Annotated in this window: 13 protein-coding genes and 3 tRNA genes; 6 read left to right on the forward strand and 10 right to left on the reverse strand. The window is 44.1% G+C overall.

Annotated elements, in window-relative coordinates; all coding sequences use genetic code 11:
- Window positions 1-18 precede the first annotated feature (18 nt).
- Window positions 19-1,488, forward strand: coding sequence for an ATP-binding cassette domain-containing protein (locus PBT90_RS01305; RefSeq protein ID WP_264808558.1), 1,470 nt, complete (start codon window positions 19-21; stop codon window positions 1,486-1,488).
- 87 nt (window positions 1,489-1,575) lie between these two features.
- On the opposite strand, the gene PBT90_RS01310 is transcribed toward PBT90_RS01305, so the two are convergent.
- From PBT90_RS01310 to PBT90_RS01340, 7 genes are all read right to left on the reverse strand, one after another.
- Window positions 1,576-2,043: a DUF3368 domain-containing protein gene (locus PBT90_RS01310; RefSeq protein WP_264808559.1), complete on the reverse strand. Its 468-nt coding sequence runs from the start codon at window positions 2,041-2,043 to the stop codon at window positions 1,576-1,578.
- Entirely contained in the window at window positions 2,036-2,263 is a 228-nt protein-coding gene (locus PBT90_RS01315) for a UPF0175 family protein (protein ID WP_264808560.1), read from the reverse strand. The genes PBT90_RS01310 and PBT90_RS01315 overlap by 8 nt, the downstream gene beginning before the upstream one ends.
- Window positions 2,264-2,313: 50 nt before the next feature.
- Window positions 2,314-3,873 (reverse strand): hypothetical protein, encoded by a 1,560-nt coding sequence (locus PBT90_RS01320; RefSeq protein WP_264808561.1) that lies wholly within the window; start codon window positions 3,871-3,873, stop codon window positions 2,314-2,316.
- Window positions 3,874-3,919: 46 nt separating this feature from the next.
- A complete protein-coding gene (locus PBT90_RS01325; RefSeq protein WP_264808562.1) occupies window positions 3,920-4,204 on the reverse strand; it encodes an RNA polymerase alpha subunit C-terminal domain-containing protein in 285 nt (94 codons plus the stop codon).
- A gap of 538 nt (window positions 4,205-4,742) precedes the next feature.
- Window positions 4,743-6,917 (reverse strand): bifunctional alpha,alpha-trehalose-phosphate synthase (UDP-forming)/trehalose-phosphatase, encoded by a 2,175-nt coding sequence (locus tag PBT90_RS01330; RefSeq protein ID WP_264808563.1) that lies wholly within the window; start codon window positions 6,915-6,917, stop codon window positions 4,743-4,745.
- A 174-nt stretch (window positions 6,918-7,091) separates the two neighbouring features.
- Entirely contained in the window at window positions 7,092-8,432 is a 1,341-nt protein-coding gene (locus PBT90_RS01335; protein WP_264808564.1) for a vanadium-dependent haloperoxidase, read from the reverse strand.
- Between the two features lie 216 nt (window positions 8,433-8,648).
- Complete coding sequence (locus PBT90_RS01340) at window positions 8,649-11,945, reverse strand: VCBS repeat-containing protein (RefSeq protein ID WP_264808565.1); 3,297 nt, start codon at window positions 11,943-11,945, stop codon at window positions 8,649-8,651.
- Window positions 11,946-12,188: 243 nt separating this feature from the next.
- Between PBT90_RS01340 and PBT90_RS01345 the strand changes: the two genes are divergently transcribed.
- Complete coding sequence (locus PBT90_RS01345; protein ID WP_264808566.1) at window positions 12,189-14,828, forward strand: DUF5686 and carboxypeptidase regulatory-like domain-containing protein; 2,640 nt, start codon at window positions 12,189-12,191, stop codon at window positions 14,826-14,828.
- Between the two features lie 40 nt (window positions 14,829-14,868).
- Here PBT90_RS01345 and frr read toward each other — a convergent pair whose 3' ends face one another.
- From frr to PBT90_RS01360, 3 genes are all read right to left on the reverse strand, one after another.
- A complete protein-coding gene (frr, locus tag PBT90_RS01350) occupies window positions 14,869-15,429 on the reverse strand; it encodes a ribosome recycling factor (protein ID WP_264808567.1) in 561 nt (186 codons plus the stop codon).
- A gap of 10 nt (window positions 15,430-15,439) precedes the next feature.
- Complete coding sequence (pyrH, locus tag PBT90_RS01355) at window positions 15,440-16,150, reverse strand: UMP kinase (protein ID WP_264808568.1); 711 nt, start codon at window positions 16,148-16,150, stop codon at window positions 15,440-15,442.
- A 181-nt stretch (window positions 16,151-16,331) separates the two neighbouring features.
- Window positions 16,332-16,826, reverse strand: coding sequence for an acetyl-CoA carboxylase biotin carboxyl carrier protein subunit (locus PBT90_RS01360; protein ID WP_264808569.1), 495 nt, complete (start codon window positions 16,824-16,826; stop codon window positions 16,332-16,334).
- Window positions 16,827-16,892: 66 nt separating this feature from the next.
- Between PBT90_RS01360 and PBT90_RS01365 the strand changes: the two genes are divergently transcribed.
- From PBT90_RS01365 to PBT90_RS01380, 4 genes are all read left to right on the forward strand, one after another.
- Complete coding sequence (locus PBT90_RS01365; RefSeq protein ID WP_270131167.1) at window positions 16,893-19,532, forward strand: M1 family metallopeptidase; 2,640 nt, start codon at window positions 16,893-16,895, stop codon at window positions 19,530-19,532.
- 148 nt (window positions 19,533-19,680) lie between these two features.
- Window positions 19,681-19,763: transfer RNA gene (locus PBT90_RS01370), tRNA-Tyr, on the forward strand.
- 142 nt (window positions 19,764-19,905) lie between these two features.
- Window positions 19,906-19,978 (forward strand) — tRNA-Gly (locus PBT90_RS01375).
- 34 nt (window positions 19,979-20,012) lie between these two features.
- A tRNA-Thr gene (locus PBT90_RS01380) sits at window positions 20,013-20,084 on the forward strand.
- Window positions 20,085-20,104: the final 20 nt, after the last annotated feature.

Below are 20,104 nucleotides of genomic sequence, written 5' to 3' on the forward strand. Positions count from 1 at the left end.
ATCTTTCAATCAAAAAAAGTGCAATCACTATTAAAAATCACTTCTGCCCAAGTTCTCACTAAAGGAAAACAGGTTTTCGAATCATTGGACTTCGATTGGCAGGAAGGTGAGCAGTGGGCAATAATCGGTAGCTCAGGGGCAGAGCTCACTACTTTTATAGAAACCATCCGTGGCAATGCCGTGCTGCCAAAAGGCAAGTTGGTCCGGCCTTTTGCTAAGGAATACACCGAAATGAAAACACTAGCCGGCGAGATCAATTCTTTTCGTGATCTGATCGCTTATGTTTCTCAGCGCTACGAAATACGGAACAAATCCAACCAACAAAACTTTTATTTCCAGCAGCGATTCAATGCTTCGGAAAATGAGGATACGCTGACTGTGCGTGAGTACCTGAGTCAAGTTGAGGCGAAGGTCTCTGGTCCTTGGACCTTGGAAAAGGTGGCTCATTTGCTCAGGTTGGAGTACTTGCTGGACAAGTCTGTTCTTTTGCTTTCGAATGGGGAAACCCGTAGGCTTGCATTGGGCTTGGGGCTGATGAGACAGCCGAGAATTTACCTGATGGATCAGCCAATGACAGGATTGGATGTGAAAAGCAGGGCGGAATTTGGGGAGATTTTGAAGGTTATAATTTCGAAGGGAGTGCAAGTCCTATTGACCACTTCGGCAAATGAAATTCCGGAAGGAATCACACATGTTGCCAAGTTAAGTGGAAAAGGAATCGAGAAGAGTTGGGAGGTGGCCGACTTTCATTTGACTGCCAAGCATGAACAGAAGCTTTCCTACGATTGGGAGTTACTAGATTCTCTTTTGCCAAAAAGGCCAAATGCCAATGAAGAGGTAATTCGCCTTGAAAACTTATCAATCAAATATGGGGAAAAGCAAATTCTAAACAACCTGAACTGGGAAGTGAGATCGGGTGAGCGCTGGCTGCTGAAAGGTGCAAATGGGTCTGGGAAATCTACGTTGATCAGTTTGCTGATTGGGGAAAATCCCCAAGCCTATTCTCAGAATCTTTGGCTCTTTGGACGAAAGCGGGGAACTGGGGAAAGTATCTGGGATGTGAAGCGGCCGACTGGTTTTGTAGCTCCTGAGCTTAGCCGATTTTTTCCTGCGAACCAAACTTGTAGGAAAGTGATTCTTTCGGGACTTTTTGATACTATGGGCTTATTCAAAAAGGTGAGTGCGGAACAAGAGAATTTAGCTTGGAAATGGATGACATTGTTTCATCTAGAGGCTGTAGAGAATATTCCCATCAACCGACTTTCACTGGAAAACCAACGCTGGACTTTGCTAACCCGAGCACTGATCAAGGAACCTAAACTGTTGATCCTAGATGAGGCTTCTCAGGGCATGGATGAGTTTCAGCGCAGACTTTTTAAAGATACCGTGCAGCAAATCTGTGAGCGAAGCAGCATGACGTTGGTTTATGTTAGTCATTATGCTGAGGACGTGCCTGAGGCGGTAGGGAAGGTGATTGAGCTGAGGTAATGATCTGTGAAATGGACCAGTGTGGTGGACTAATCGAGAAACTATAAGAGTGAATTAAAAAGATTGTTATAATTATGTCGTTAATTGTCAATTGTGAAATTCACCATATTTCTTTAAAAGCTCTTCAATTAGTTGATCCGAGATTCTAAAATTTGTTTCTAGTAATCTATCAATAACTGGTTTTAACCATGGAATAAGGCCTTCACTTTTGGCTCTTGCTAGTACTCCAAGAGTTCCTGTGAATTTCATTTTTAGCAGTTTGGCTACTTTCCTCCCTTTTAAATCATCCAGAATTAAAGTTGAATTAGGTATTTCATGAGCTGACGCAATTGCGCTAGCTTCACCTAGATCTAACTGAAGTTCAAGCGACTTTTTCAGATCTAGATTTTGGACATTGATAACCTGAATCCAATCAGGCAAAGGATTGCCAAATTCAATAATTATTTCGGGCGTCGTGATTATTTGAGCGTATAATTTTGGGAGAAGGTCTATTTGACCAATTTTGGTGAGGACAATTAGACTGCTTGTATCTGATATCACAATGCTACTAGGCATTTGCTATATCCTCATTTAATTCGTCTATCGATTCACCAAAAAGAGAGACATTGTATTTGCCCAGCGTTTCGATGAAAGTTTGCTTGGATACCCCCGCCAGTTCTGCAGCCTGTCCAGCAGAAAATTTCCCGTCCTCATATAGCTTTGATGCCAAAGCCATTAAGTAATCATGTTCAGATAGTTCAACGCTGTCTGGTACTCTCAGAGTTATCGTCTTCATGTTTGAATTTACATAAAATGTACTGAAAAGTTTCAAGAAGATTTTGAGACCTAATTTACTTCCACCTTCACCCCCTCAAACATCACCTCATTCTCACTAATTCCCAATTCTTTTCCGCTCGAAGTAGTTACATTCTTCAGAGTCACTTCTTTGGTCAGTACATAAGGGTATTTTTCTTTGTAAGAATCATCTGTTCTAGCAGGATTGAAATTCCCAAAGATTGCCGGTCCTTGATAATCTTCAGGATGATTGGAGTCATCGATTTTCAGATTTTCGATAATGATCTGTTCAGGCATATAGCAGGTGTAGCCAAAGTCGTGCTGACCGGAATTGAAGCCATTGATCAAGGAGGCGCTGTAGGTTTTTCCACCATTGGGAACAAATGTGCAGTTTCTGATAATGAGTTTTCCTTCCCAGGTACTACCATAATCTGAGCGAAGGTTGATTAGGCTTCTTCCTCTGATTTCTGAATTTTCCACGATGAATGTTCCAGTACCAATCGCATTGATTCCCATGTGTCCAAGTGTGGAATTTCGGATGGTTGCATTGGCCACGCCCATGTGGGCATCAAATCGGGAAAAAGAGCACTTATCAAAGAGCAGATTCTTGCTGAAATTCGATCCCATAATTCCCCAAAAGGAGCTATCGTTGATGTCATTGGTTTGGCTGCAATTGATAAAGGACACATTCAAGGCGCGATTCACGATGATGTCATAAGTGCCCATGGAGACGGGCTTTCCTGCATTGCCTATCTTTTTATAAATTCTATGTCCCGTCAGTATGGTGTTCTGTACAGTCACATTGGTACAGGTACTTATGGCCAGAAACCCTCCGTAGGGAGAGCCAAATTCACCCTCGCCTGTAATGCGATGTTCCAATCCATCGACAATTACATTTGATCGCTTGATGGCGATATTTCGCTGATAGTACTTATAGGTGGCGTCTTCCTGATTCGCAATGGTCGTAAATCTGCCACCAGTGATTTTTAGTGGAATTTCATCAATAGGTAAGGCGGTGATTTCTGTAATCTGCTCAAAATCCCAGATGATAGGTGCATTTTCATCTACATTTCCGGATTTGTCCACCAAGAAAATATCGGTCTGGGAGGCGCCATTGTTTTGGTTTAATCCCATGCGGATGTATCGCTTTGTGGTGGAGTCTGTCACCTTAATTAATGCTGGGCTGGGCAATTGAAGATCGATTTTCTTTTGATTTCTTTTCAGAGAGTTTACACCTTTTACCGGGTAAGATGCTAAGCCTGATCGGACTAGAAATACGGGTGAGTTTCGGTTTTCTACGGCTCTGTCATCGATGATGAAAATTGCAGTGCCAAAGTCGGTATCGGTCTGGATAATCGCTGAAAGGTCTTTTCCACTGATGTAGTAAGTAGCACCATCTTCAGCTTTTACCGGTAATTGATGTTCATTGGCAAATTTATGAGCTGCCACGATAGCCTCTATGTCGTCGGTTTTGCCATCTCCTTTGGCACCAAAATCACTGTATTTGACTTCTTTTCTAACTGGATTTTGGTTTGTTATCTCATTTTGAAATTTTAGAAGCGAGTCTTCAGGTGCTGAGATAAAAAGTAGTGCTAGAATTAAATGGAACATGTTTTTTACTGGAGTAATTAATTGCAATGAGTGACTAAGATGCAATTTAATCCACGTTTTTGAAAGCTAATCCCTTTTCTTCCAATGCAGCTTTCAATTTAGGAATGGAGCTTTTTCCCATACCGTGAAGTGCAAGGATCTCCTTTTCGGAAAATGTGGATAGTTTATCTACACTGTCAATTTGCTTTGATTCAAGAGCCCTTCGTGCCGGAGCGGAAAGTTTAGCCATAAATCCTGTGGTAGGTTTTCGCTCGTTTTCGCAGATCGGGCAGGTTGGACAATCGCTACTTTTAAAGAATTGATGTCCTTTTTTGCAGGTTTTGAGAGGCATATTAATGAGTTTTTGTTTACAAAAATATATGGATATCCGCTTTCTTACCAGTAGCGAGGGAAGCTATGGGTTAAGCTTTCTTTCTACGTGCTGTGGGCATTGGACTGTTGTCGGTGGACGATTATCCGCTACTATCCAGCCACATTCTTTAACTACTGGCATCATTTCGGTTAATCAGATAAAAACAACTCTCTGTCTAAGTGATCCCATTAAAACTTCGTAAAGGTGATAAGGTGAATTAGGAAAATCTATGGTAAAATAAACAGTGTAGGATAGTCTTTCGTGTTATTGATGACAATCTTTAAAATCTTGAAAGTCAATGTATTAATTGAAGATGAGTGGGTGCAAGGAGCAAAGTGTCCTAGAGAATTTAGTTTGATCCAAGGTTTTTATCGCCCACAACGGATTTTGGATCAGCCTGGGTTGATTTTCGAGGCGGGGGACTGAAAAGTTGGGTTTTATCAGTGCTGATCTGCAGTATATTCCAAAAGTAAAATGGTGACCTACACACTTGCAGGCCACCTATTATTACGTTTCATTACTGAGTCAACTTATGCAGTAATTGCCTCACCTGTCGGAAGGACTTGATGTTATAATTGGCCTGGGTATAGGCATAGCCTACCCGGATGGAGTAAGCGTTTTTCGGCATGGCTTTGAACGTATCCTCATCAGTCCAGTCATCTCCTATGGCAAGGATGAAATCAAATTCCTCACCTTTCATAATCGCCGATGCTGCCCGTCCCTTGTTGATGTCTGGTCGCTTGATTTCCAATACCATATTTCCCTCTAAGACTTGCAGGTTATAGCCTCTTGCCATGTATTTGAGATGGCTGAAGAGTTCTCTCATCCTGAGGTCACCGAGCCCGCTTTCTACCTTTCGGTAATGCCAGACCAGAGAATGGTGCTTCTCTTCGATAAATGCCCCAGGAGTTCGCAGTACGTAGTATTCCATCACTTTGCGGATGTCATCTTTCCAGTTGTCCTCAATCTCTGCATAAAGCTCCCAGTCACCTTTGTCCTCTTTCTTTTTCACCCAGACTCCATGCTCTGCTATCATATCGATATGCTGTCCTTCAAACCATTTTCCAAGGGTGTCTTTGTCCCTTCCTGAGATGATTACCACTTGGGCTTTCTTGCTCAGGGATTTGATTATGCCCTTCAGTTCAGTATCAGGGTTTGCTTTTTGTGGATCGGAGGTGAAGCCTGTGAGCGTGCCATCGTAATCCAAAAATAAGATTGGTTTTTTGGCCTTTTTGAAGCTCGTTTCTATCTCATTCATGACCTTAGCATCCACATCTTTGGAAGTAAGTTCGGCCTGTTTGCCTTTTACATGTTCCACTCGGTCCATGAATACCTTTACCCACTGGAATACATCATATTTCTTCAGGCTTTCCTGCATGCTTGCCATTCTGGCTTGCTGCTCGTCAGGTTTCATGGAGAGGGCACTATAAATGGCGTCGACTACCCCTTGACGGTCATTGGGATTGACCAAAATCGCATCTTGCAGTTCCTTGGAAGCACCGGCCATTTCAGAAAGGATCAGGACTCCACTTTGATCGGTTTTACTGGCGACGAATTCCTTGCAGACTAGATTCATTCCATCTCGCAGCGGCGTCACCAGCGCGATATCCGACATGTTGTAAAAGGCACTGAGCTCTTCAAATGGAAAACTTCTGTAGAAATAATGTACGGGCACCCAGTTCAGGGTAGAGTATTCACTATTGATTCTACCTACCAACAGGTCAATTTCCTCCTTGAGTTCTTTGTAGGATTGGACTTTGTCCCGGCTAGGAACCACGATCATGATCATGGATACCTTACCGTGGAGTTCCTTGTGCTGCTCCAGGAGTTGGTTGAAAGCCTGGATACGCTGAGGAATTCCTTTGGAATAATCCAGTCTGTCTATGGTGAGAAGCATTTTTTGCCCTTCTACGAGCTGACTAAACTGCTGCACATAGCGCAGCGTTTTTTTACTTTTGGCTTGCTTCGCAAACTTATCGTAATCAATTCCCATAGGGAAAGAGTCCACATTGATGATGCGGTTTTCCGCTTGGATGTAGCCACTCTCACTGGAAAGTCCCGTAATCCTCCCCACGGCACTGAGAAAGTGACGCATATCATCATAGGTATGGAAGCCGATTAGGTCAGCTCCACAGATGCCCTCCAGCAGTTCCTTTCTCCAGGGGATCATTCGCAGGATCTCATAGGAAGGGAATGGGATGTGCTGAAAAAAGGCAATGGTAGCATTAGGCAGTACATCCCGCAGCATTTGGGGTAGCAGGAGCAATTGATAATCATGTACCCAAATGGTGTCATCAGGCCCTGCTTTCTTCAGGATAGCTTCGCAAAATTTTTGATTCACCCGCACGTATGCTTCCCAGTGCTCAGGGTTATAGACCATGTACTGGGTGAAATAGTGAAATGCCGGCCAAAGTGTTTCATTACTGAACCCCTCGTAAAATTCCTCCACATCTTCCTTGGAAAGAAAGACCGGGGCCATTTTGAGGTCGTGGAGTTCAAGAATGATCTCGGCTCTTTGCTCGGGATCGTCGACGGTATTTCCTGGCCAGCCTATCCAGATGTTTTCGCCCTGTTTGTAGATGGATCCTAATCCTGTGGCTAGTCCGCCTGCGCTAGGCTTGAATTCGAATCTGCCATTTCTATGGCGTAAACTGATAGGTAGGCGGTTTGAAACAATTATGGTTTTAGACATAAAAAGGTGTGGTTTGTTAAAATGGACAGTAACATTTCTGCCCAAAAAGGTGATTAAAGAAGGTACAGATTAAAATTCTGTTTTAAAAGTCCAACGGGACGAATTCATGAAATGTTCATACAAAATTCTGTTTTTGGGTATAAAAAAAGCACCTGCGTGGAGGTGCTCTTTAGCTTAATTGCTGGCTATGTTTTTGGCTTTGGTGTCTACTTTTGACCAAATGAATTCGGCTAAATCCCGGCCTTCTGTGATTCCATACTCAATGGCCGGTCGGTAGTGGATCCCTCCATAAAACCGGCTCAACGCCGCTTCTTCAGCGGCTTGTGAAAAGGAATCGAATTCCCGGATAGGTAGCCCGTATGCTACTTCTGAACTGTCCACAATGTGAAACTCATCACCAAATAACTGCGCCAAAGTGTATGCTGATGCAGCTGAGGCCACGCTATGTCCACTGGTATGTTCGGGGAATGGCGGAGTTTGGAGGATGGGAACCCAGGTTTCGTCTATATGTTGATTGATATAGGTTTCCGGGCGTATAAGGTTACTTCTGTATTTTTCATCCCAGCAGGAGATAAATGCTTCATTCAGTGAAATACTGGTCATGGCCAACGCTTCTGCAGTTCCTTTCCAGTCCTTTTGAGCAGCTTTGGAAGCAATAGCGGCTATACTCATCCAGTGGCCGCCTGGGGTGATTTTTTTCTCAGCAAACATCACATGGCCTTTCACATTCATTTTGTAAGGGTTACAGTCCCAAAACAAAGCGATGTCCTTTTGCTCCTGGGTGGCCATTTTGTCTATATCATAGACCTCTTTGGCTACCTTGAAAAACTCACTGTCCGGATCTGTAGAAAAAGGCGGGGGAGGAAGTGGTTTAAATTGAGAAGCAGAATCCAGCACGAAAGTTCTGATCTTGTTCCAATGGGGCTCTATCGCCTCCATGTAAGCTGGAGGGGTAGGCTCCCAGGTGCCTTCTTCCCCGGTCACGGTAAACTTAGGGAAAGAACGACTTTGGTGGTAGTTGTCTTTCGAAGAATAGGCCTTGATGACATCTCCTACCTCCTGCCCAAAGGCGATGGAGGCTTCCATTACATCATCTGGTATTCCTTTTTCTTGCAAAACTGCATACGTAGAGTCTCTATGCTGATGCATTAAATCTTCCGAAAAGATCAAACCTGTACCCACATGATAATATGCTGCCAAAGAAGCCAAAGGTGGGTAGACCTTGTCTGAAGGGCTGAATTCTACTTTTTCAGACCCGTTCAGTTGCCCCAATAGTGAGACGTAACTAGGGTCAGTAGCGGCGGCCACCTCATAAGCTGCCAAGGAGGCATAGCTGTAAATACGAGCAGCTACTGGGGGAGAGAAGATGTCATGAATGATCACTTCTGTGATTTTATCCTGGGCTTCGCTCAGGTAATGTCCATCTGTGATGGTATGGGTATAATCCACTTTCTTGGCGCAGGAAACAGCAAGCAGAATTATTCCTGAGAAAAGCAGAAGTTTTTTTAATCGCATAATGAAAGGCTTTATTGGGCTTGAATTTTCCGAAATCGGGAATTCTCAAGCAATTGAGGGATTTCGGGTTCTCTTGTTTGGGACGTTAAAGCTATTGGAATTTAAGTAAGTATCAAAAAAAAACAATCAAGTTTAGCCCGAAAAAGCGGATGCGGATAGGGGGTGAAGTCCCAGGCGTTCAGCTTGGTGTTGTGCATAGTCCCAAAGGCAAGAGACTCAGTATTCCCAAATTTCCGCTGCTGCGCTATTTTTCACAATTAGAATTCTTCCATCTCCCAATTGAGCTATGGCGCGTACATCTCCATTGATTTTTAAGCCATGCTCAGCGTTTCGCCAGTACTCAAAAGTTCCATCTCCGTTTCCTAGCAACACATCTCCGTAGCTTGCATCATACTTTCCGAATTCAGGTTTGGCCTGAAATAAATTTCCACCCAAAATCAGATCTAGGTTCCCGTCTTCGTTGAGGTCAACTATAGAGACTGCAAATACATACGAGCGCTGAGCCATCCGAGGAAATGGTTTCCATGAAAAGTCCCCCTTACCTGCATTCATTAGTACGCCCGACTCCAGGTTGTTGATTTCATTCACGATGGATCTGTCCAGTACTTCTGAGGGGAAAATATCCGTGAGTGTCTGATTGTTATAGTTGCTATAGCGCATGTACTTCTTTTTGATGGAAGGAATCTGCCGTTCTAGCTCGTGCTTTAGGGTATATGGTATCTGTACTCCATTGTTTTCTCTGACAAATATGTGTTCAATAGAACCGTTCTGGTCAAAATCATTGAGGTACATCTTGATGGGGTTTTCGGGAGAGGTTTTGAAGCGCGAGTTCAACCCGTTATTTCCCAAAATCAAATCAGGGAAACCATTTTCGTCCAGGTCAGCTACTGCTAGCGTTCTATACCAGCCCTTCAGCTTGTCCAGCTCAGGCATTTCTATTTTCTCAAGCTTTTCCCCAGTGTTTTTGAAAAAAACAGGAGCGCTCCACTCTCCGACCAGAACTAAATCCACATAGCCATCCTGATCCCAATCTACGGGTTGAGCGTCTGTGATCATCCCGATTTCGGACAGAGCAGGCGCTAGGGCAGTGGTTTGCTCAATAAAATTCCCATTTCCGTCATTCATGAAAATACCACTGCTCGCAGCAGCTCCGTAATCAAATGGTACCAGTCTTCCCCCCACAAATAAGTCCGGAGCTCCATCGGCATTCAGGTCTATGACCCGTATCACGGCTGTACTTCCTCTATTGGTTTCAAACCCGGGCTGTTTGCTCTTACTGAAGTTTCCTGCACCGTCATTCAGGTAGAGTCGGTTGATGAGCTCAGGAGCGCCTAAGCTGGATTCGTTTCCCCCAGAAGCTACTATCAAATCCAAAAAACCATCAGCATTGGCATCAAAAAACAAGGCATCAGTATCTTCAGAAAGAGCATCTGCGCTGAATGTTTTCTGTGCTGAGAAATGAAAACTTCCATTGGCATCTCCGAGATATAGTTTTCCTTCAAAGCCTCTGGCTCCGCCAAAAAAGAGATCTTCTATGCCATCTCCGTTTACATCCCCTTGGGCAAAAGCTGGGCCCTCTGTAGAATACATATGAAAGGTCAATCGATCTCGGTCAAAGTCCACCATGGGGTTTTCCTCATGGGCAAAGTCGATTTGTGCTGCGGGTGCTGGCTGGAAGAATGAGGTTTCAGGCCGCTCAAAAAAGTTGACTGAAGAATCCATTAGCGTGGCATTTTCCCAGGATAAGGTCAGGAGTTGATCCACTTGAGTCGGGCCGGTTTTGGTGTACTTGCCATCTGGCCAAAGCACGGTGATCTCAGTGATGGATTTTTGATTACCCAGACCAATGGTGAGTTTCGGGTCCACAGAGGATTCGAAGCCGCGGTTGGGCATTTGCTCGGCATAGAATAGTTGATCGTTGGTGGCTACTTTTACCTGCGCTCCTATAGCCTCGGTATTCATGCCTTTTCCTATCAATTCTAATTGGATGTAATGGTTTGCCGGATTGAGTGTCTTACTCTGATTTTTGAATATGGAAACAGGCCTGTTTACATTGTTGACCACCAGGTCAAGAGCGCCGTCATTATTCAGGTCTCCATATGCTGCGCCATTGGAATGCATGGCCTCCCCGAGTCCCCAGGATTCTGCCAGATTTTCAAATTTTAGGTCCCCGAGGTTTTTATAAGCATAGTTAGAGACAGGTGTGCTGGGGATGGGATCGACTAAGGCTTTGTAATTTATATCCTGTTGGGAGATGATTTTGATTTTGGTTTCGTCGTCATCGATGAAGTTCAGGTAATCTAAATCTGTAATGTCCTGATAGATACCATTGGCTACGAATAGGTCCCGCCTACCGTCATTATCCATGTCGAAAATCAAAGCTCCCCAGCTCCAGTCTGTTGCCTCAAGATTGGCGAGTCTGCCCATCTCGCTGAAGGTTCCGTCTCCATTGTTGATGTGAAGCATGTTTCTAGAGAATTGATAGTGATAGCCATGGGTCTTGTTGAATAGGAAATTGTCCCAGTTTTCAAAGGTGGTCACCTGCTTTAATCTCTCTTGCTGCTCGGGAAGCATGTCAGTTACGAATACATCAAGTAAGCCGTCTCCATTGATATCTGCGATATCCGCGCCCATTGAGGATGTGGAGATGGAGCGCATGGATTGCTCCAGTGATTCTGTGAATGTACCGTCTTGATTGTTGATGTAGAGGTAGTCTTTTTCGAAGAAATCGTTCGATATGAAAATGTCTGGCCAGGTATCTTGGTTTAAATCTCCCACTGTAATTCCCAGACCAAAACCGATGATAGAGCCGTAGATTCCAGCTTCTTCACTTACATCTGTGAATTTGCCAGCATCATTTCTAAAAAGTTTGTCTCCTCCTACTGAATCCCGCTTGAGCCTTTCATTCTGCATTTTGTTAAAGCTCCCGATCGCTTGGTAGCTGTTGTTGAGCAGGTAGACGTCTAAATCTCCGTCTTTGTCATAATCAAAAAATACAGCATGGGTGGAAAAGCCCTGGTCTGCCAGTCCGTAAATTTCTGCTTCTTCGGAAAAGGTGCCGTCACCTTGGTTGATAAAAAGTTCGTTTTGCTTGTTGTCTCCCGAAATGTCCCCAGAGTTGCAGACATAAATATCCAGCAGGCCGTCCCCATTTACATCGGCCATAGCTACTCCTGTACTCCAGGCTCTGGTGCCGGCAACTCCGGCTTTGCTGGTCACATCTTCAAACTGAAAGTCACCCTTATTGAGGTATAATTTATTTTCACCCAGATTTGAAGTGAGGTAGATGTCTAGCAGGCCGTCCTTATTCACATCGCCCAAAGCCACACCTCCGCCATTATAAAAATTTCTGTAAGTGAAGATGTTAAACTCTTCATCAAAGGTCAGGCTGTTTGCGAAAGTTATCCCTGAAGCACTGGGAGGAATTTCTTCAAACAAAGTCACCGGATCTACTTGGCTCTGGCAAGAGAATACAGCTAGTATAGCTAATGTCTGAAATAGTTTTTGCCTCATACTTTTAGTCCTACCTACGGTCTTTTTGATGCTGCCAATATATAATTTACTCCAGCAAAGAGAAATCAAACTTATCTGAGAATGGTCAGTAAAGAAAGCAAATCCCGGTTAAAGGGAATGCGAGTTTTTCTGTTGAAGTAAAAAGCGCTGCATGAACTTACTTTCTAAAATCATCTTAAAAGCTCCAAGCCTACCCCGTTTATCCTGAAAACCTATTGTATCTTAGAAGCTAGAATTCTGTATATGAAGCAATTTTATATCTTTTTAGTCGTATGGATTAGTTTTTTGTCCACTTCAGTTCATGCACAGGGTATACGCGGACAAGTCACTACTAGCGAAGGTGAACCTTTGCCGTATGCATCGGTCTATGTCAGAAATCTAGGAGATGGAGTGCCCACTAATGAAGAGGGAAAATACGAGTACAAATTGCCCAAGGGTATCTATGACGTGCTGATCCAGTACCTGGGCTATAAGTCCCAATTGGAAACCATAATTGTAGGCGAAGACTGGACAGTGAGGGATTTTGTACTGGAGCCTCAGGATTATACTTTGGCTGAAGTGGAGGTGAAGGCAGGTGCTGAAGACCCGGCGCTTACTATCATGCGAAAGGCCATTGCCAAAGCAAAATACCATAGATTGCAGATTCAGAAGTATAGCATGACTGTGTATCTAAAAGGGACTGGGAAGCTGACCGATGCCCCATTTTTCATGAAAAAAACGCTGGAAAAAGAAGGTCTGAATCTGAATGAGGCATACACCTCAGAGTCGGTTTCCAGGATTACATTTACCCAGCCCAATAAAGTGGAAGAAAGAGTCATTTCCATCCGTACCAATGGAGACAATCAGTCCACTTCCCCTGCACCCTATATCCAGACCACCTTTTATCAGGAGCAGATCAATGGCATCATATCTCCGCTATCGCGCTCTGCATTTAATTATTATAAATTCCATTACGAAGGTAGTTTCTTTGATCAGGATGTGCTGGTAAGCAAGATCAGGGTCACGCCGAGGTCCAGAGGTGAGAAGGTCTTTGAGGGCTACATTTACATCATAGAAGATCTATGGGCGATTCATAGCTTAAATCTGAAAACTTCCCTTTTAGGTTTTGAGATCCAAGCCAAACAGCAATATGCGCCAGTGGCCGAGAATGTCTGGATGCCCCTCACACATACTTATGCTTTTGGAGGTAAAATATTTGGCTTTGAAGGGGAGTTCAACTACCTGGCATCCACACGGGAATATGAGATAGAGCTGAACCCGGACCTGGTGCAAGTGCCGGAAATCATAGATGAAAAGGTACAGGAAGTGCCTGAGGTGGCTGCTGAATTTGACAAGTCAGTGTCCACCTTGGAGCAGCTGGCAGCAGAAAAGCCTACTACCCGTAAGGAGTACAGGAAGCTGCTAAACGAGTATGAAAAAGAGTCCTTAAAGGAGCGAGAGGAGCCGGATGTGATCGAAGAGAGCTACTATGAAGTGGACTCTATGGCTAAGAAATATGATCAGGCTTACTGGGATAGTATACGTCCGGTTCCGCTGACTGAGAGCGAAATAAAAGGCTATCAAAGGGACGATAGTCTGGCTACTGTGGAAGCTGCCAAGATGAGTGATGTGGACTCCGTGGCCAAGAAAGCCAAACGGAAATTTAAACCTTTGGACTTTATGAACGGTGCAAGTTACAGTATGGGAAGTGGGGTTTCTATTGGCTTTAGGCAAAACTGGACCAAGATTTCTTTTAATACAGTGGAAGGGGCAAAGCTAGGTCTAGGGCTTTTCTACCGCAAAGAATCATCAAGGCTAGCAGCTGATAGTGTGAGTTTGCTTCGCAAAAGCTTTAACATAGAACCGGAATTCCGGTATGGCTTTTCCAGCAATAGATTTTACGGAAAAGTTGATTTCAGGTGGTCTCAGACCCAAACACTTTCGGGTACTACTTTCGGTGTGAAGGGAGGGAGGTACATCTACCAGTTTAATGGAGGAGAGCCGATCAATGAGCAGGTCAATGCATTTTATTCCTTGTTTCTACGGCAAAATTACATGAAGCTCTACGAGCAGGATTTTGTACAGGCCTACTGGGCGCACCGTGTCAATGGAGGTTTCACTTATAGAGTGAATATGACGTATGCCCAGCGTGGGGAGCTTTTCAATACAAACAATTACAGCATCTATAACAAGCCTGAGCGGGAGTACAGTGCCAATCGACCCGAAAATGTAGAAACCGGAGTGGCCTCTTTTGTAGATCATGATATTTTAAAGCTGAGCGCTTCGCTGGACTGGAGGCCAGGGATTAAATATGGCATACGCAATGGAAGAAAATATGCCCTTAGAGATCGCTCTCCACTTGTAAAAGTAGCCTATAACAAAGCCTTTGGTGGAATAGGGGAAGGGCCTTCGGCAAAATTTGATCAGGTAGAGCTTGGGATTGAACATGATTACAGCTTTGGGGTGAGCGGAAAACTGGATTTTAATCTGTCAGCGGGAGCTTTTCTAAACCAAGATCAGGTTTACTTCCCGGATTTTCAGCATTTCGGAGGTAACCGAACCATCTTTTCAAATTTTGGCCCCGCATCGAATTACAGGTTTATGGACTATTACAAGTACAGTACTCAGTCCAAGTATTTCTCAGGGATTGTACATTATCAGTTCAGAAAATTTTTGTTAACCCAGTTGCCCATGCTGAGATTTTCCGGCGTGAGGGAAAATATCTTTTTCAATTACCTGAAAACTGATCATTCACCGCATTACTATGAGGTAGGCTATTCCTTGGATAATTTATTTCGGATCTTTCGTTTGGAAATCGGTGCAGGTTTTGAAAACCAGGACTATTTGCGGGGAGGAGTGCGATTGGGGATAGCCACTTTTATCAATGTGAGTGTGAATGACTAGGCATTAAAAAACCCGGCCTAGCCGGGTTTTTTTAATGCGATTAAACTTTCATGATATCTGCCTCTTTTTTGTCCAGAAGCTCGTCCAGTTTTACTGAATATTGGTCAGTTAGTTTTTGGACCTTATCCTCAGCTCGTTTGATTTCGTCTTCGGATGCACCTTCTTTTTGAAGCTTTTTCAACTCATCATTCGTGTCCTTTCGTACGTTTCTGATGGAGATTTTACCGTTTTCGCATTCGTTTTTAGCTTGCTTTACCAAGGCGATTCTTCTTTCCTCGGTAAGGGCTGGAATGGTCAAAATGATCATCTCTCCATTATTTTGCGGAGCCAGACCTAGATCTGAGTTGATGATGGCTTTTTCTATTTCAGGGATAAGGGATTTCTCAAAAGGCTTGATCGCCAAGGTCCTTCCATCAGGTGTAGATACTGAGGCTACCTGGTTCATAGGAGTAGGGGCTCCATAGTAGGAGACCAAGATGCCGTCCAAAAGGTTTGGCATGGCCTTGCCTGCACGGATTTTCAGTAGCTCAGAGGCAGTGTGATCCACTGCTTTCTGCATCAATTCCTTTGCTTCGTCAAGGTATAATTCGATTTCTTCCATGATTGTATGCTTATAATGAAGTGATCAAAGTTCCGATTTTTTCGCCTTCCACCAGTTTGCTCAAATTTCCTGCCTTATTCATATCGAATACGATGATGGGAAGGTTGTTTTCCTGGCAAAGGGTGAATGCAGTCATATCCATGACATTGAGGTTTTTCTCATATACCTCATGAAATGAGATGGTTTGGTATTTGGTAGCTGTGGTGTCTTTTTCCGGGTCAGAAGTATACACGCCGTCCACTCGGGTTCCTTTCAGTACTACATCTGCTTCCACTTCTATGGCTCGAAGGCTGGCCGTGGAATCCGTGGTAAAATAAGGATTGCCTATACCTGCACCGAAAATCACTATGCGTCCTTTTTCCAGGTGTCTGATGGCTCTCCTTCTGATGAAGGGCTCACACACACTTTCGATTTTTATTCCTGACATCAGGCGGGTGTACATTCCTCCTTGCTCCAAAGCACTCTGCAATGCCATGGCATTGATCAGCGTGGCGAGCATGCCCATGTAGTCTCCCTGCACTCGGTCGATACCGGATTTTTCTGCTTGCACTCCTCTGAAAATATTGCCTCCGCCGATTACGATAGCGATTTCAACTCCCATATCCTTCACCTTCTTGATTTCCTGGGTGTATTGCTGAAGTCTTACAGGGTCGATTCCGTAGCTCTTATCTCCCATTAGCGCTTCGCCACTTAGTTTGAGCAGTATTCTCTTGTATTTCATTTGATGTTGATTGTTTTCAGCGATCGAGTTATCGTTTTTAGGCGATTATTTCGGTTATGACCCCATGCATTGACCCATTAAAATACTTGTGAGAAACCAAGTGAGGTCTACAGAGCTTCAGGATTGTGCAAAATAATCCGACAAATATAATTTCTTCAGGGCATAATGCTAGGCATCTTGGTTAAAATTGGATAAGGATCTGGTTTTTTTCCACGCTTTGGTTGAGCGAGACTTTTACATTTTTCACCAGTCCATCCCCCGGTGATTTGATGATATTCTCCATCTTCATCGCTTCCAGCACTAAAATCACATCTCCCTTTTTGACTTCATCACCTGCTTTTACCCTCAGATCCAAAATCAGCCCTGGCATTGGTGCTTTGATTTCTTTCAGCGCTGAGCTGGCTTTGGTGTCCATCCCCAGTTGCTCCAGTAGTAGATCGAAGCGGTCTTTTACTTGTAGTTCGGAGACCTTGTTGCCCAGGCGGATTTTCAAGGTTTTGGTTTCTTTGTCCAGTGCAATCAATTCGGCTTCCAGGGACCGACTGCCTGCTATGAGGTGGATTTTCCGGTCTGATATCCACTTCAGATCCCAATAGATACTTTTGCCGTTCACTTGTAGGCCTTCTTGGGTTTTTTCTACCGAATAGGTCTTATTTTGGATGGTAACTGTAAACATTCCTGCTAATTTGAATCCGAATATACAATTTCCTCACAACCTCGGCACTTTCGCCAGCTTTAATCTATGAACTCATTGTCAATCGTTTTGCGAATAATTTTTGGTCCCAGATCTTTTAACTTGTTTTTGATACTGGCAGTGCTTGCAGTAGGCTGTAAGTCGAGTCAGTCTATTCCCACTACCCAGGAGATTGAATCACATGGAGGATTAGAGCCTTCTGATACGCTCAGCCAAGCGGCTACTCCGGGATATGATAGGCTGGTACAGGAAAAGGAACAAGCCATTGCTTTGTATAAGCCTGCGGCTACCAAGCTTTTTGATATTCTCCACACCGAATTAGATTTAGCATTTGATTATCAAAATCAGACGGTGACTGGTACGGCAGAATTGACGATTAGGCCTTTTTTTCATCCTCAGCAGGAATTGGTGTTAGACGCTCAGGATTTTGAGCTCGGAAGGATATATTATGAAAATGGAGGTGAACCCCAGTCCACAGGGTATAGGTATGATGGGCAGCAGGTTCGGATATACTTGCCAGAGGAGGTTACCAGAGCAGATACTTTCAAGCTTTCCATGAAATATACTGCGTTTCCGGAGCGAAATTCCGGACCGGGAAGTGCTGCGATTTCCGATACCAAAGGTTTGTACTTTATCGACCCTCTGGATACGGTGCCAAGTAAACCTAGGATGATTTGGACGCAAGGTGAGACGGATCATAACTCTAAGTGGTTTCCAACTTTGGATACACCGAATGAGAAGTTTACGCAGCTGATCAAATTGACAGTTGCAGATTCACTGGTGACCATAGGCAATGGGGAATTGGTCCGGCAAGAAGAGCTAGGCAATGGACTACGAAAGGATCACTGGGAGATGAATCTGCCCCATTCCCCATATTTGGCTGCTTTTGCCATTGGAGACTTTGGAAAAGTCGAGGCAGAATGGGATGGCATTCCTTTGGGGTATTATGTGGAAAAGGGATTTGAAAAAGGAGCTGAGCGGGTGTTTAAAAACACTCCTGAGATGATGGGGTTTTTCTCTGGGAAGTTGGGAGTGAGATACCCATGGCCAAAGTACGATCAGATTGTAGTCAGGGATTTTGTGTCTGGTGCGATGGAAAATACTACGGCATCGATTTTTATGGAGGAGTTGCGCTTAGATGAGCACGAAGCCATAGATTCAGAATGGGACTACATCATTGCCCATGAGCTTTTTCACCAGTGGTTTGGGGACTATGTATCTGTAGAGTCCTGGGCAAACCTCACTCTGAATGAAGGTTTTGCCAATTACAGTGAATTTCTGTGGAATGAGTACAAATATGGAGCTGATGAGGCCAAACTCAAATTGATAGCTGAGACTGAAAACTATTATGCAGAAGCTGAGAACAAGCAAGTGGACCTGATTAGGTATGCATATTCAAATGCGGAAGATTTGTTTGACTCTCATAGCTATAGTAAGGGAGGGATGATCATTCACATGTTGAGAACCTACCTTGGCGAGACCGTTTTTTATAGGGCACTTCAGGATTACTTAGAAAAGCATGCCTTTGGCAATGTTGAAGTGAACGACCTGAGGATGGCCTTTGAGAAAATATCTGGGGAGGATTTGAGCTGGTTTTTCAATCAGTGGTTTTTGGACAAGGGGCACCCTGAGCTCTTGTTTGAGGTAGATTATTCCATTCCCGAAAACATTTTGATTTCAGTGACTCAACTGCAGGATTTGAATGAGGCACCACTTTATCAGCTGCCCATAGTGGTGAGTTGGTATGAAGGCGGTGAAAGAAAAAGTAAGCAGTTGTTTATGAACCAGGCTTTTCAGCAGTTTGCGCTGGAAAATAAGACCCCTGTGGACTTAGTGTTTATAGATGAAGGGAAAAATCTTTTGGCAAAAAGAATTCAAAGCTCCAGTCCTGAGCAAATGCGGAGTCAGTTTAGGATTTCAGAATTAGGCATTGCCCGATATGAAGCATTAGATAGTCTGGCAGCCTGGGAAGCCCATTTGGAACTGGAGTCCATGATGCTAGAGGCCGTGATGGATGAGTTTTGGGCTGTACAGGAAAACGCTCTGTCAATACTGCAAAGTCACACAGAATGGCTGGAAGCTTCTCCTGAGCTAGAGCAAGCGGTGCAAAGTATAGCTTTAGGGGCTGGTAGAAATTCCGTGAGGTCGGGCGCTTTAGATGTGCTAAGTGCCTTTGATCCGGACCAGTATCAGGCGCTTTTCTTAGAGTTGGCGTCGGATTCCTCTTATCTGGTGGCAGGGTCAGCATTGATGGGCTTGGTGAGTGCGGTGGAACCGCCTGTGGATGAAGCGACCATTGAACGGTATTCCGGGGAGACCAATTATAGGATGGTTATCCCAGTGGCAGAATATTACATCTCTAATTACATATCTGGTAAAGGCAATTGGTTTTTGCGTCAGGCGGAGACCATCAAAGGCGAGGGGCTGTATTATTTTTTAGGCTACTTGAGTGAGTATTTTTTAAGATTTCCGGAAGAAGGGGAAGAGGAGGCTGTTGAATTTTTATTTCAGAAGTTTCAATATGACAGCAGAAGTTATGTGAGATTGGGAGCATTTCAGGCATTGCTGGGCTTTACTGAGCCGGCCGAAAACCTGGCGCGTTTAAATAGAATTGCAGGAGAAGAAAGTGATGAAGAGCTTGCCAGCTACTATAACTATTTTTTAGAAGCCTTGAATGATGAAAATTAATCTCCTGATTTTTAATTTGTTGCTGAATTATTTCGCAAAAACTCATCAAATTTGAAATCCATGTTTTGAATCTTTAATAAAAGCCTATAATTTTGCCATCCGTTACGATAGAGAAGCCGGAGAAAAGGAATCAAAAGTAACGCTAGTTGGGGGAATACCAAAGCGGCCAACTGGGACGGACTGTAAATCCGTTGACTTATGTCTTCACAGGTTCGAATCCTGTTTCCCCCACAACCATTGCCGGAATGCGAAATTTTTTTCTAATTTTGCTGGGCGAAACAGGTCTGATACAGTTCAGACCAAATGGAAGTAACTCTCCATAGTATTGTAAAGTATCGTAATGCTAGGGGCAGAGTGGCCACAAAGATTACAAGCGGGAGTAGCTCAGTTGGTAGAGCGGCAGCCTTCCAAGCTGCAGGTCGCGGGTTCGAGCCTCGTCTCCCGCTCTTTTACTTTTGAAAACAAAGTACAAGAGTCTAAGCCGACGTAGCTCAGGGGTAGAGTACTTCCTTGGTAAGGAAGGGGTCACGGGTTCAAATCCCGTCGTTGGCTCATTTCGGCTTATAAGAAAA

Source organism: Algoriphagus sp. TR-M9 (assembly GCF_027594545.1).
GTDB lineage: Bacteria > Bacteroidota > Bacteroidia > Cytophagales > Cyclobacteriaceae > Algoriphagus > Algoriphagus halophytocola.